Below are 13,448 nucleotides of genomic sequence, written 5' to 3'. Positions count from 1 at the left end.
GCTAGCGAGGTTGGCGGCGCGGCTGAGACCTCGTTCAATGCGCCCGGAACCCCTCGATCATCTTATTCAGACGCCGGTCGGCCGTGCCTCGTGGTGCGGCATGTCGTGGGTTCGACGGTTCTCTTTCATTTCGGCTTCGAAGAGATGCTTCTTCCCTTCGACAAGCGACTGCCGAGCGGCGCGTTCCTCATCGACGAACGCGGAGTAATAGTTCTCGTCGTAGTCCTCGACTATCTGGAAGGTCCAGCGCCCATCGATAACATTGCGCCCGATGATGATCGCGTTCAAACGGTCGGCGATATCCGCATGGCCTGCCGCACGCATCAGCTCGACCGCCGCTCCGAGGGCGAGGTCCGCTTTACCGGTGAGCCGGTGGAAGCCATAAAGCAAACCACGCGCGTGCTCGACGACTTCGAGGGCTTCGGACAGCTTCCCCAGCGCCTCCACTGTAGCGTCCGAAACACCGTCGGGTCTGCGGTGTGCTTCGTCGGGCGAATCTGCAGCATTCACGATGGTGCCTTCCAAAGGGAATCCGTCCGCGATTCGCGGAGCATCAGCTGCCTGACGAATCGTTGACCGGAGACCTGTCGGGCTCGTCCGTTCCCGGCGCTCGATCGGTTGGATGATCGGCGGATCCGCCTGACGATCAGCGGATCCGCCCGACGCGGTGTCCGGAGCATCGGTGCTCGTGTCTCCTTCCCCGTTAGCGTTGAGTATTACATCGGGGTTGGGCGCTTCGCTCGTCATACCGTCAACCTACGCTTGGTGGATTCCCCCTCTCAAGGGTTGACACGTAGGGTCAACACTGGCTGGAGTTCCGCTCGACGCCTAGGGGATCGGTATTCCGCCGTCGACGTTCAGGTTTGCACCGACAACGAAGCTCCATTCGGGCGATGCCAGGGAGACGTATGCGGGGCGAGCTCGGCTGGCTGGCTCCACCGAGCAAGGGCTCCGCCAGCCGCCCGCCCACCTTGGAACGATCGCCGGCTGGATAGTTCGCATTCCGACGTAGCGGCTTCGGTGCATGTTCCGCGTAATTTGCCAAGTAAGTGCCTATAGTGGCGTCATGAATTCAGACGCTAGCGAGAAGCTGAATGGTTCCACCGAGGTCGATGACGAGAAGAAGGCACAGACCGAATCACTCCCTGACGGCTCGCAGAGTGATGGTACGGCCGGGAGCGATAACGACACTGCTTCGGGAGGACCGGCGGACTGAGCCGCACCGACCGTCCCCGTACCCGGACGGCATGAAGTCTTTCTCGGATGGCAGCGTCCGGGATGAGTTTCTCGGCGCGGTACCGGTCAAACAGCGACGTGAATGAGTCGACCGTGCGGTGGTGTGAAGCCGGCGAGGCGGCTTTTGGTGATGTCGGTTGTGCCACAACACGGGTAAACGTAGCGGTTTTGGGATGGTCTTGCCGGAGGGCAGCTCGCCGTTGCGACTGACGATGGTTCCGGTCAGGCGAATGGAGGGCACGGCGCCGGTGATGTCGATGTCCCGACGTCGGATGGCGAGAACCTCACCGATGCGGGCCGAGGTGCCGAGCATCACCTCGATGATCGCGCCGAGCTCGCCGTCGGGTTTGGGGCCAGAGATGTGGTTGGCGACGCTCTCCCAGTGCGCGATCGCCGCGCGGATGACGTTCCCCTCTGGGGCGGTGTGGGCATTGGGCACGTGCGGCTCGCGGCAGAGGCGGGCGACGTGGTGCATCGGGTTGCGGGGGAGTACTTCGTGCTGCACGGCCAGTTCCAATGCCAGCCGCAACACGACCCGGGTCTGTTTGGCTCGGCTGAAAGAGAACGCCGATCGGGGCGCCGGGGCTCGCTGGGGGAGGGCTCGCGCTGCTGGGCGATCCAGGCTCGCACGTCGGAGATGGCGAACTTCAGATGCTTGCCGAACCGGTAGGCCGTTGGCCCTTTACCGTGCACTCGCCAGTCGTAGACCGTGGAGATGGGGATGCCCAGGTAGGCGGCCAGCTCGGCAACATCCATCAGGGGTTCGAGCCCCCAGCCGTCGGTGGGAAGGGAGGTCAGCTTGTCGTCGTGGATACTCATGCCCAGAAGGTGCGCACGACGATCCCGGACGATCGGGAGGTACCGAAACCGACCACGGCAACTCGCACGCGAAGGCCGAATCACCGGCTCCAAAACGCTCTAAGTGATGGGGTAGTGATGGCTTAATCAAATCTTCAACCTAAAAAGTCCCGGAAACCCTTGAGTTTCCGGGACTTTTGGTCGGGCTGACAGGATTCGAACCTGCGACCCCTTGACCCCCAGTCAAGTGCGCTACCAAGCTGCGCCACAGCCCGCCGCTTCCACAACGCGATTTCAGCGAGCAAAACCTGCGGAAGACAACTGTAAGAGCTTACCGCCTTATGAGCGGTCGAATGAACACAACGGCACCGGCCGTAGATCGTGCCCGGGTCAGCGGATGACCGGGGCTCGCCCCGTGCGGCCCACGGCTCCTCGCTAGGGTAGACAGCATCATGCATATTCGAGACATCGGCGTGTCAACGCTGAAGGGCTGCCGACACCAGCCGCGGGACGGCATCCGTCTCACCGCAGACGGACCGGTCGGGGATCGAGACTTCGCCGTCGTCGATCTGAAGAACGGACAGATCCTGAGAACGGTCGAAAACCCCGCGCTGGTGGCATGCGAGGCCGACTGGGCTGACGGGGTACTCTCGGCGACGATCGACGGACGTCGAGTCGCGGCGGTTCCCGTGCCGAGCAGCACCACCGTCGACCTCGACTATTGGGGCCGCCAGACGCCGATGCAGGTGCTCGACGGCCCCTGGGCGAGCGAATTCTCGCGCCTGCTGGGCCGAGACGTTGTGCTCGCCCGCAGTCTCGTCACCGGGGGAGCGGTCTACGCCGATTCGGTCACGATCTCCACGACGAGCTCGCTCGGCCGGCTCGCGCACGAGTGCGGAATCAAGGTTGACACACGGCGCTTTCGCTCCACCTTCACCCTCGACACCGGCGACGCCGCGGCGCACCTCGAGGACGAGTGGGCCGGCCGCGAGCTTCACCTGGGCGGAGCCCGCCTGCTGGTGAAGGGCGGCATTCCTCGGTGTGCGGTCATCGACATCGACCCCGAGATCGGTGTGCGCGGAACGAATTTACTGAAAACTCTCGCCGGATATCGGCTGCAGGGCAGTGACATCATGTTCGGCGTCTATGCCGAGGTCATCAGCCCCGGTTTCGTGTCGGTCGGCGACGACGTCGTACTGGTCTGACGCAAGATTAGGCGACTCCGGCTGACGAGGCTGGTGCCGCAACTCGGCCTAGGGCCGCGACCGGATGAGGCGCTGCGGGCCATCCTCTTTCAGCTCGGCCTGCTCGCTGCGCGAGGCGAGAAAGTCGGTGAAGGAACGAAAACCGAGCGGCTTCTCGTTGAACGACGGGTCCATGCGGCGCATCTGGTTCTTGATCGTGCCGGTGTTGAGCCACTCGTCGGCGTCGCCCTTGGCATGACCGATCTGCAGTGCCCGAACCAGCAGCTCCGTGGCCAGCGTCTGCGGGTCGATGTCTTCAGCCTCCGGCTCGTCGAATTGCGCATCCTCGGTGTGCGAGAACATGGGAATCGTGGTGAGCAGACGAGCGCGGCTGGGAGCTGCATCCGGCACAGTGGCGGCGGGTTCGGCCGCCTTCCTGGTCGCCTTCGGTGCCTCGACGACGGCGATCGCGGCGGCCTTGCCGATTCCGGGCAGCGAGTCGTAGTCCTCGAACTCGTCGCAGGCGGCCGCCAGCGAGGTGCTCGTCGAGCCCGCAACACCGATGCCGACCACGAAACGACCCAGCCGCTTCGACTTCTGGGCGAGCGCGATGTAGTCCGAGTCGCCGGCGATGATGATCACGTGGGTGAGGTCGGGCAGGCGAAAGAGGTCTTCGACCACGTCGACGGCCAAGCGGATGTCCGCCCCGTTTTTGGTTCCGCGGGTGGTGGTGGTGAACAGCTGGGTCAGGTCCACCGCGCGCGACATCAGCTGCCGCTGGTAGCTCGCGTTGACCGGAACCGACCAGTCGGCGTAGGCACGATTGACCACCAGGGTTCCAAAGGACGCGGCAAAATCGATGATGGCATTGAAATCTACGGTCGCCGAGGCGAGCCGTGCGGCGATCTCGGGGTCGGCATCCGGGCTCTTTTTATTGAAATCGCGGATGCCGTCGCGCTGAAAGGCGTTGCGCCCGTGCAACTGTTGGTAGCGCGAGATGACGATGTTGTCGAAGTCGATATAGAGGCCGACGCGAGCATCGTTCGGTTCAGTCATGGTGAGCTCCTTAGCCACAGGCGGAAGACTCAGTCGCGATCCGGTACGTCTAGTTTGCGCCGTGCGACGTGGCCGAGGCAACTCAGCCCGTCAGGTGCCGGAGAATCGCCAGTCGAACTGGGCCGACGGGATCTTGATCGTGACGATTGCCGGCAGTGCCTACCCTGCGAAGCCGAAACCGACCGCTGACACGTGCGATGTCGACTGCTGGGGTTGAGCCGCACCGATGCAGGTGGTCGATGGTCCCTGGACCGCCCGGGAGTGGGGGAGAGGACTCAGTTGCTGCCCCATCGTGGCTGCGCAGTCGCCTCTAATCTGAGCGAATCTCTTCTGGCGTGAGCCTTTCTGGGTAGGTTTTTCGCGAAGCGTGCCGACGATGAGGGATGACGTATGACTAAGACGACCGTGAGCGACTTCGTGATCCAGAGGCTGAGGGAATGGGGCGTCACCCGTGTCTTCGGGTTTCCCGGGGACGGCATCGGTGATTTCGACGGTGCCCTCGGCCGGGCCGAGCGTCGCGGTGACGGACTCGACTACATTCGGCCCACCCACGAGGAAGTCTGTTCTCTGATGGCGACGGCCCATGCAAAATTCACCGGCGAGGTCGGTGTCTGCGTGGCGACGTCCAGCCCCGGCGCTTTCCATATGATCAACGGCCTCTATGACGCCAAGATGGACAACCAGCCCGTCGTGGCCATCGTCGGACAGCAGGGCCTCGCCTCGCTGGGTACTTTCAACCAGCAGGAGAACAACCTCGAACGCGCATTTGCCGACGTCGCCGCGTACGTGCAGACCATCGTGACTCCCGAGCAGGCGCAAGCGGTCATCGACACGGCGTTTCGCATTGCCATCACGAGACGGCAGCCGACCGTCATCGTGCTTCCTCATGACATACAGGCGATGACTGCGGTCGATCCGACTCCGGCCCACTGGGTCTCGCGGTCGGGCACGGGTGCTCCGTCGACGGCGATCGTGCCACCGCTCCACGAGCTGGCCAAAGCGGCCGAGATCATCAATGCCGGTGAGAAGGTCACCTTTCTCGTCGGTGCCGGTGCCCGCGGCGCTGCCGATGAAATCCTGCGCGCGGCTGAGCTTTCTGGAGCGGGCATCATCACCGCTCTCCGCGGAAAGGATGTCGTTTCGTCCGACGTGCCCCACCACACACAGCAACTCGGCCTGCTGGGCTCTTTGCCCAGCCTGCACCAAATCCATCGGTGCGACACTCTCGTGTTCATCGGCACAAATTATCCGTACGGTGAGTTTTTGCCCGAAACGGGACAGGCGCGCGCCATCCAGATCGATCTCAGCCCTGAGCACCTCGGACTGCGCTACCCCACCGAACTCAACCTGTGGGGCGATGCGAAGGCCACACTCACTGCGCTGCTGCCCCTCCTGCAGCAGAAGAACGACCTGTCGTGGCAGCGTGGCATCATCGACGAGATGCGCGGCTGGGAAGATGAGATGCAAGCCCAGGCCCTGGTGCAGTTCGAGACGGGTGCCAACCCGCGCCGGGTTTTCCAAGAACTCAACAAACGGCTTCCCGTCGATGCCGTTGTCACAGCGGATGCCGGCACCACCGCCGATTGGTACGGTCACCACATTCGGCTCCGCCGCGGTATGCGCGGCGACCTGTCGGGCCTGCTCGCCACGATGCTCGCAGCTATGCCGTACGCCGTTGCCGCCAAGTTCGCTTACCCGGAGCGCACGGTGGTCTGCACCATCGGTGATGGTGCTTTCCAGATGCTCGGGATGAACGAACTGATCACGATCAAGAAATATCTCAGCAGATGGAGCAACCCGCAATTCGTCATCATCGTGATGCACAATGACGACCTCGCTCAGGTGTCATGGGAAATGCGCACGGAAGACGGGAATCCGGTGTGGCCTGCGTCTCAGGATGTCGAAACCGTGGATTACGCCGGCTGGGCGGAACTGCTTGGCTTCAAGGGAATCCGGATACATTCCGATGACAGTGTCGGCGCGGCACTGGACGAGGCTTTTGCCCATTCCGGGGTGACCCTGATCGATGCCTACGTGAGCAAGAGCGTACCGCCATTGCCCGCGCACATTACCGCGGAGTATGCGGTCAATACGGCCAAAGCTCTGCTCAAGGGCGACCCGAACGAATTCGCGGTCATCCGCGATTCTGCCGAGGCTCTCGCCGCCGAGGGTCTGGCCCGGGTGAAGGGAGCGTTTCACCGTGGCAACCGGTCGACCGACGGCGACTGAATTTGTCGTGCACTCGTGAAAGTCGGATGCTTGAACCATGGAGCACACGCACGAGAACCTACACGGCCACGCCGATGCCGCTCACGGGGCCGGGGAGGCAGCATCCGCTGAGCATGCGCCGCGCGATCCGGGCGCGGTAGAGGAATTTTGGGACGACCGCTACGCCGACCTGTCGCAGCTGTGGAGCGGGCAGCCCAATGCCACGATGGTTGCCGAGGTGCAGGATCTCCCCGCCGGGCGCGCACTGGACGTCGGCTGCGGCGAGGGAGCGGATGCCCTCTGGCTGGCTGAACGCGGGTGGGATGTCACTGCGCTGGACGTGTCCCGGGTGGCCCTGGACCGAGCTGCCGCCCAGGCCGAGCTTCGCGAAGTAAGCGTGCGCTGGCTGCACGCCGGCCTCGTGGAGGCCGCGCTGCCGACGGCATCCTTCGATCTCGTCTCGGCTCAGTACCCCGCGCTTCTGCGCACCGAGGAGAACGTTGCCGAGCACTCGCTGTTGTCGGCGGTCGCCCCGGGCGGCGTGCTGCTGATCGTGCATCATCCGGCTCCGACAACGGATGAGGCCAAGGCCCACGGCTTCAATCCCGACGACTATGTGAGCCCGGCCCTGGTTGCTGCCCTGTTGGACGACAGCTGGCAGATCGAGGTCGACGAGACGAGGCCTCGCCACGTGGCGACCGGCGCCGGAGCACACCACACCCACGACGTCGTGGTACGGGCTCGACGCCTGCGCTGAGCGCTCACGGCACATGTTGGGCACGTTGGCCCGTGTCGCAACCAGTGCCAGGTGCCGAAACCCGTGCCGCGAGGCCCGACCGGTCTCTCAGTTGGTGACGCTGAATCTAGCTGTCGGTTGCGGCCCACCGGCGACGGCGCCTGGTCGGGAGATACTGGAGGGATGGACGACAAAGATACCCTCGCTGATTTTCTGCGCTCAGCCCGGGCACGACTGACGCCAGCTGATGTCGGCCTGCCGGTGAACCCCCACGCGGCCGCACGGCGGGTACCCGGACTGCGCCGTGACGAAGTAGCCGGGCTGGCCGGCGTGAGCGTGGATTACTACGCGCGCATGGAGCAGGGCCGGGTTACCCAGGCATCCGACGCCGTTGTCAATGCGCTCGCCGGAGTGTTGCACCTGAACGAGGCGGAACGCAGCTACCTGTTCTCTCTGTTGTCCGCGTCGACCCGCGGCCGCAGCCAGCAGCGGCGGCGCACGCACGCGGTTCGACCCTCGGTGCGCACCATAATGGATTCCTTTACCGCACAGCCGGCCTTCGTGCTCGGTGTCGGCATGGATGTGCTGGCCATGAACGACCTCGCCAAGCTGCTGCTGAAAGACTTCACGAAGAGCTCGGGACTCGGGCGCAGCATGGCCCGGTGGACATTCCTCGACCCGTCAGCGCGCACACTCTACGTGGACTGGGAGATTGTGGCGTGCGATGTGGCGGCGATGCTCCGTCACGACGCGCGGTCCCACCCCAACGACTCGGCTCTCAACGAAGTGATCGGTGAGTTGACCGTCAAGAGCGACGAATTTCGTGCGTGGTGGAGTCAGCACCGGGTGTGGGAGTGCACCTTCGGCGTGAAGCGCTTCATGCACCCGATCGTGGGCCGGGTCGACGTGGATTACGAGACCTTTCCGGTTCCGGGCGAACCAGACCAGCAACTCTTCGTCTACAGCACCCAGCCGACGTCTGCCTCAAGCGACGCGCTGCGCATCCTGGCCTCCTGGCGTGCAGGTCAGACGGATGCCGCCGCGCTCGAGTCTTCTCTCTGACGCGTCAAATCCTTCGGGCCAAGATTCGGCGCCCCGAGGCGGGCGCGCTTGTCGGCGCAGGGCACGAGATCGAGCTTTCCAGAGCGCACCAGGCAGTGCAGGCTTCAAGCATCGCTGTAAGGGGAATGACGTGTTCGAAGCGGTGCACGATTAACGACGGATGCCCCGAGCCGCGTTGACAACTGCGGCCCGGGGCGGTTCGTGCCTGGGTTTATTATCGACCTGGGCGGTGTCTATAGCGCCGGTCGGGGCGCCTATGCGTCGGCGCGGGTCTCGTTGGCAAACGTGGCCACGTCGATGACGAAACGGTAGCGCACGTCGCTGCGGATAACGCGCTCGTATGCTTCGTTCACCTGATCGACCGAAATGATCTCAATGTCGGCGCCGATTTCGTGAGCGGCGCAAAAGTCGAGCATCTCCTGGGTCTGGCGGATGCCACCGATCTTGGAGGCGGCGATGGAGCGACGCTGGGCGGCAAGCCAGAACATCTTCACGCTGTCAGGCTCAGTGGGGATTCCAACGTGCACGAGCGTGCCGTTGAGGGCGAGTAGCCTGAGGTAGCCCTCCAGTTCGAGGTTCGCGGCCACGGTGTTCACGATGAGGTCGAAGTGATTCTCGAGCTCGGTGAAGGTGGTCGGGTCGCTGGTGGCGTAGTAGTGATCTGCGCCGAATCGCAGGCCGTCTTCCTTCTTGCTGAGGGTCTGGCTGAGAACGGTGACCTCGGCGCCGAGCGCGTGGGCGATCTTCACACCCATGTGTCCGAGGCCGCCCATGCCCAGGATGGCGACCTTCTTGCCGGGGCCGGCTTTCCAGTTCGTGAGGGGGGAGAACAGTGTGATGCCGGCGCAGAGCAGGGGAGCAGCCTCGGAGAGCTCGATGCCGTCGGGGATGCCGAGCACGTAGTTCTCGTCGACGACGATCGCGGTGCTATAGCCGCCGTTGGTGGGGGTGCCGTCGTGGTTACGGTCGTTGTAGGTACCGACCTCGCCTTTCAGGCAATACTGCTCTTCGCCAGCGAGGCAGTTGGCGCACTCGCGGCAGGAATCAACGAAGCAGCCGACGCCGACCCGGTCGCCGACGCGGTACCGGGTGACGTCGCTGCCGATGGCGGAGACGATGCCGGCGATCTCGTGTCCGGGAACCATCGGGAACAGTCCCACGCCCCACTCATCGCGAGCCTGATGAATGTCGGAGTGGCAGATGCCGGCGAACTTGATATCGATCGCGACGTCGTGAGCGCCGGGAGTGCGCAAGGCGATCGTGGTGCGAACGAGGGGCTGGTTGGCCGCGGGGGCGGCGAGGGCAGGAACGGTGGTCGTCATAGAAAAAACTTTCTGTGCCGGTGGTGGAATGCGGGGGAACCCCGTGCCGTGGCACGTGTCGACGGTGACATCCGCTCACGCAACGTTACGCCGTGCCACGGATCTGGTCGAGGCTGGAACGTGGCACTGTCTGACCTACCCAAGGCATCCGCTGATCGCGCGGGCAGGAGCAGGGCGGGTGAAGGCTTCGATCCGAAGCCCGGTGCAGACGTGTGTCCCCTACACCGGGGCACTTTGACACACGTTCTCTTCACGACCTAGTATGGAATCGATTCCATGGAATCGATTCCATGACCACAATGAGGTGAAGAAGATGGCGGACATCACAATCAAGGACGTGGCCGCACTGGCTGGCGTTTCGGCGGCCACCGCGTCCCGAGTGCTCTCCGGTAATCCGGCCACCTCCGCCCAGGCGCGGGACAAGGTCGCCGCGGCGGTCATCGAGCTTGACTATCGGCCCAACGCCCAGGCCAGGGCCCTGCGCTCGACCCGCAGTGATTCCATCGGGCTGCTGGTACCGGACGTACGTAACCCGTTCTTCGCCGACCTCGCCCATACCGTCGAGCAAGCAGCCCTGTCCGAGGGCTATGTCACCCTGCTCGGAAACGCCAACGAGCAGAAGGAACAGCAGGACCGGTACCTGGATACGCTGATCTCTCGGCGGGTAGACGGCATCATCGTGGCGCCACTCGGCGACGGGGGCGGCAGCATCCGTTCTCTGATCGAGCGCGAGATTCCAACGGTCTTCGTGGACCGCACCGTCGACGGCATCGACGTGCCGAGCGTCACCACAGACAGCACAGTAGGCATCCGTCAGACCATCGACCACCTCGCCGCCCTCGGGCACACCCGGATCGGCTACATCTCCGGCCCGCAGGCGACCTCCACCGGCCGCGACCGGTTTGCCGCCTTCGCGGCGGCCGTGGCCGACGCCGGTCTCAGCCAGGACCCCGACCTGGTCTACTTCGGAGACTTCCAGGCGGCGAGTGGCTCGGCCGGCCTGCACGCCTTACTCGAGTTGCACGACCCGCCAACAGCCTTGCTCGCCGCGGACAGCCTGATGGCCGTCGGAGCCATTGCCATTCTGCACAAGTTGGGTCTGCGCATCGGAACGGACCTCGCGCTGGTCGCCTTCGACGACATTGAATGGTTTGCCCTGCTCGACCCGGCACTCAGCGTCATCTCCCACAGTGTCGAGGACATGGGCCGGATCGCCGTCGACATGCTGCTCGAGGTCATCGCTGGCAACTCACCCCAATCGGTGGTGCTGCCCAGCGAACTCGTCATCCGTGGCTCATCGTCGTTGCCCATCCTGCCTGCATCCAGCCGAAGGAAGAACTGACATGACTCAACGACCACTGCTGACCCTGCAGAATGTGGGGAAGGTCTTTGGACCCGTCACGGTCATCCACGACGTCACGGTCAGTGTCTACCCCGGCCAGGTTCAGGTGTTGCTCGGGGAGAACGGCGCCGGCAAGTCCACGCTGATCAAGATGATGGCGGGTGTCTACCAGCCGGACTCCGGCCACATCGTCGTTGATGGCACAACGGTCACCCTGCCGAACACCCGCGCGGCGGAGGCGCTGGGTATCGCCACGATCCACCAGGAACTGAACCTGGTAGCCACCATGAGCATTGCCGAGAACGTCATGCTTGGACGGATGCCGACCAGGCACGGTCTCGTAGACCGTCGCGCCCTGCGCCAGCAGGCCCGTGCCGCTCTGGCCCTGATCGGGTTGGAAATCGACGTTGACACCTTGGTCGGAGAACTGGGCATCGCCCGACAGCAGCTGGTCGAGATAGCCAAGGCACTGAGTATCAAAGCCCGCATTCTCATCCTTGACGAACCCACCGCGGCTCTCACCCGACACGAAACCGAAAACCTGTTCGCTGTCATGGCCGACCTGCGCCAGCGGGGCGTCGGCATGCTGTTCATCAGCCACCACCTCGACGAGATCGCCGAGATCGGAGACACCGTCACCGTGCTGCGCGACGGCGAATTTATCGGAGAGGTTCCGGCCGCAACCTCCGAAGACGAGCTCGTCAAGCTGATGGTGGGCCGCGGCATCGAGGACCAGTTCCCGCGGGTGTCCGAAAACCTGAGTGAGGCCGCCGAGGTGCTCACCGTGGAGAATCTCACTTCGACCGGGCTGTTCAGCGGCATCAGCTTCACCGTCAAGGCGGGCGAAGTGCTCGGCGTCGCGGGACTGGTCGGCGCGGGACGCACCGAACTTATTCGGGCCATCGCCGGGGCCGATCGGTACACCTCCGGCACGGTCACCGTGCGCGGGCAGCACCTGCCAAAGGGCAACATCAAAGCCGCGATCGCGGCGGGTATCGGGCATGTGCCGGAGGACCGCAAGGCACAGGGACTAGTGCTTGACGCATCCGTTAATAACAACCTCGGCTACGCCACCCTCGCCTCCACCGCGAAGCTGGGACTGGTCGACTTCGCCGGCCAGCGCAGCCGGGCAAGCGCGGTCGCGAAGAGACTGCGCATACGAATGCACACCATCGACCAGCCGATCGGCGCACTCTCCGGCGGCAACCAGCAGAAGGCCGTGTTCGGTCGCTGGATCATCGCCGCCTCGACGATCTTGCTGCTCGACGAGCCCACCCGCGGTGTGGACGTGGGTGCCAAGGTCGAGATCTACGAACTGATGAACACGATCACGGCGGCCGGGGGAGCGATTGTCATGGTCTCCAGTGAGCTGCCCGAGATTCTCGGAATGAGCGACCGCATCCTGGTGATGCGCGACGGCCGGATCGCCGGCGAGATCAGCGCCGCCGAGGCAACCCAAGACGCAGTCATGACGCTCGCTGCCCGCGATGTCGACGAGACCCACGAACAGAGATAGGGAAACATCATGTCCACCACCACCCTCCCGACGCCGCGCCGCGGTCTCGACTACAAGAAGTTTCTCGCCAACAACGGCGCACTGGTCGGCCTCGTCGTGCTCTGCCTCGCCCTGTTCATCGCTACCCCGGACTTTCTGACCGGGCAGAACGTGCTCAACATCGGTATCCAGGTCTCCACCGTGGCCGTGTTGGCCTTCGGCATGACCTTTGTCATCGTGGCCGGCGGGATCGACCTGTCCGTCGGCAGCGTGGCTGCACTGTCGGCGATGTCGTCGGGCTGGATGTTCGTCAGCGCCGGTCTCCCCGGCTGGCTCGCCCTCGTGATTGGTCTGGTGGTCGGAGCGCTCGCCGGAATGATCAATGGTTTGGCGAATGCCTACGGAAAGCTGCCGTCGTTCATTGCGACCCTCGCCATGCTCAGCGTGGCCCGCGGACTGACCCTGGTGATCTCCGACGGTCGGCCGATCAAGACTGCGCCCGAGGTTTCCTTTCTCGGCGGCAGCCTCGGACCGGTACCGATGCCGATTGTCATTCTCGTGATCAGCGCCCTGGTTGCCTCGTTCGTGCTCAACCGCACAGTGATCGGCCGGTCGATGTATGCCGTCGGCGGCAACGCAGAGGCGGCCCGGCTCTCGGGTCTGCCGGTCAAGCGCATCCTCGTCACCGTCTTTGCGCTGGCTGGACTCTTCGCCGCCCTCGCTGGGCTGCTGCTCGCCGGACGCCTCGATTCAGCGCAGCCCCAGGCCGCGGCCGGCTACGAGCTCGACGCCATTGCGGCCGTCGTGATCGGAGGAGCATCCCTCTCCGGAGGCCTCGGCAGAATTTCGGGCACCCTCGTGGGAGCCCTGGTTCTGGTCGTCATTCGCAACGGCCTGAACTTGCTCAATGTGACCTCGTTCTGGCAACAGGTCGTGATTGGTCTCGTGATTGCCCTCGCAGTCGGTATCGACGTGCTGCGCCGCAAGACCCGCAACAGCTGACCGCTGT

General features: G+C 64.2%; 11 protein-coding genes, 1 tRNA gene and 2 pseudogenes. 7 read left to right on the top strand and 7 right to left on the bottom strand.

Annotated elements, in window-relative coordinates:
- Positions 1-66: 66 nt before the first annotated feature.
- From QMF22_RS12490 to QMF22_RS12470, 5 genes and pseudogenes are all read right to left on the bottom strand, one after another.
- On the bottom strand, positions 67-513 hold the full coding sequence (locus tag QMF22_RS12490; RefSeq protein WP_283454103.1) for a hypothetical protein: 447 nt from the start codon (positions 511-513) through the stop codon (positions 67-69).
- 315 nt (positions 514-828) lie between these two features.
- Positions 829-947, bottom strand: a pseudogene (locus tag QMF22_RS12485) (NAD(P)-dependent dehydrogenase); the annotation flags it as partial.
- Positions 948-1,138: 191 nt separating this feature from the next.
- Positions 1,139-1,768, bottom strand: a complete 630-nt coding sequence (locus QMF22_RS12480; RefSeq protein ID WP_283454104.1) for a site-specific integrase — start codon at positions 1,766-1,768, stop codon at positions 1,139-1,141.
- 83 nt (positions 1,769-1,851) lie between these two features.
- Positions 1,852-1,992, bottom strand: a pseudogene (locus QMF22_RS12475) (helix-turn-helix domain-containing protein); the annotation flags it as partial.
- Positions 1,993-2,232: 240 nt separating this feature from the next.
- A tRNA-Pro gene (locus tag QMF22_RS12470) sits at positions 2,233-2,309 on the bottom strand.
- A 177-nt stretch (positions 2,310-2,486) separates the two neighbouring features.
- Between QMF22_RS12470 and QMF22_RS12465 the strand changes: the two genes are divergently transcribed.
- On the top strand, positions 2,487-3,239 hold the full coding sequence (locus QMF22_RS12465; RefSeq protein ID WP_283454031.1) for an MOSC domain-containing protein: 753 nt from the start codon (positions 2,487-2,489) through the stop codon (positions 3,237-3,239).
- 48 nt (positions 3,240-3,287) lie between these two features.
- Here QMF22_RS12465 and QMF22_RS12460 read toward each other — a convergent pair whose 3' ends face one another.
- On the bottom strand, positions 3,288-4,274 hold the full coding sequence (locus QMF22_RS12460) for an NYN domain-containing protein (protein ID WP_283454029.1): 987 nt from the start codon (positions 4,272-4,274) through the stop codon (positions 3,288-3,290).
- A gap of 390 nt (positions 4,275-4,664) precedes the next feature.
- Between QMF22_RS12460 and QMF22_RS12455 the strand changes: the two genes are divergently transcribed.
- From QMF22_RS12455 to QMF22_RS12445, 3 genes are all read left to right on the top strand, one after another.
- Positions 4,665-6,503 (top strand): thiamine pyrophosphate-requiring protein, encoded by a 1,839-nt coding sequence (locus QMF22_RS12455; RefSeq protein WP_283454028.1) that lies wholly within the window; start codon positions 4,665-4,667, stop codon positions 6,501-6,503.
- 37 nt (positions 6,504-6,540) lie between these two features.
- Positions 6,541-7,239, top strand: coding sequence for a class I SAM-dependent methyltransferase (locus QMF22_RS12450; RefSeq protein ID WP_283454026.1), 699 nt, complete (start codon positions 6,541-6,543; stop codon positions 7,237-7,239).
- A 162-nt stretch (positions 7,240-7,401) separates the two neighbouring features.
- Positions 7,402-8,280, top strand: coding sequence for a helix-turn-helix transcriptional regulator (locus QMF22_RS12445; protein ID WP_283454024.1), 879 nt, complete (start codon positions 7,402-7,404; stop codon positions 8,278-8,280).
- Positions 8,281-8,534: 254 nt separating this feature from the next.
- Here QMF22_RS12445 and QMF22_RS12440 read toward each other — a convergent pair whose 3' ends face one another.
- Entirely contained in the window at positions 8,535-9,602 is a 1,068-nt protein-coding gene (locus QMF22_RS12440) for an NAD(P)-dependent alcohol dehydrogenase (protein WP_283454022.1), read from the bottom strand.
- Between the two features lie 313 nt (positions 9,603-9,915).
- On the opposite strand from QMF22_RS12440, the gene QMF22_RS12435 reads away from it, so the two are divergent.
- Genes QMF22_RS12435 through QMF22_RS12425 form a run of 3 tightly spaced genes read left to right on the top strand, consistent with a single transcriptional unit; the run spans position 9,916 to position 13,441 of the window.
- Positions 9,916-10,944 carry a LacI family DNA-binding transcriptional regulator gene (locus QMF22_RS12435; protein WP_283454020.1) on the top strand — a complete coding sequence of 343 codons (1,029 nt, stop codon included), beginning with the start codon at positions 9,916-9,918 and terminating at the stop codon, positions 10,942-10,944.
- A 1-nt stretch (position 10,945) separates the two neighbouring features.
- The gene (locus QMF22_RS12430; RefSeq protein ID WP_283454018.1) at positions 10,946-12,460 is read left to right on the top strand and encodes a sugar ABC transporter ATP-binding protein; all 1,515 of its coding nucleotides are present in this window, start codon (positions 10,946-10,948) and stop codon (positions 12,458-12,460) included.
- Positions 12,461-12,469: 9 nt separating this feature from the next.
- A complete protein-coding gene (locus QMF22_RS12425; protein ID WP_283454016.1) occupies positions 12,470-13,441 on the top strand; it encodes an ABC transporter permease in 972 nt (323 codons plus the stop codon).
- Positions 13,442-13,448: the final 7 nt, after the last annotated feature.

The sequence above is a fragment of the Cryobacterium sp. PH31-L1 genome (assembly GCF_030063145.1).
In the GTDB taxonomy this organism is placed as follows: domain Bacteria; phylum Actinomycetota; class Actinomycetes; order Actinomycetales; family Microbacteriaceae; genus Cryobacterium.
Note: the sequence above shows the minus strand (reverse complement) of the source record. Positions and strands in the feature narration are given on the sequence as shown.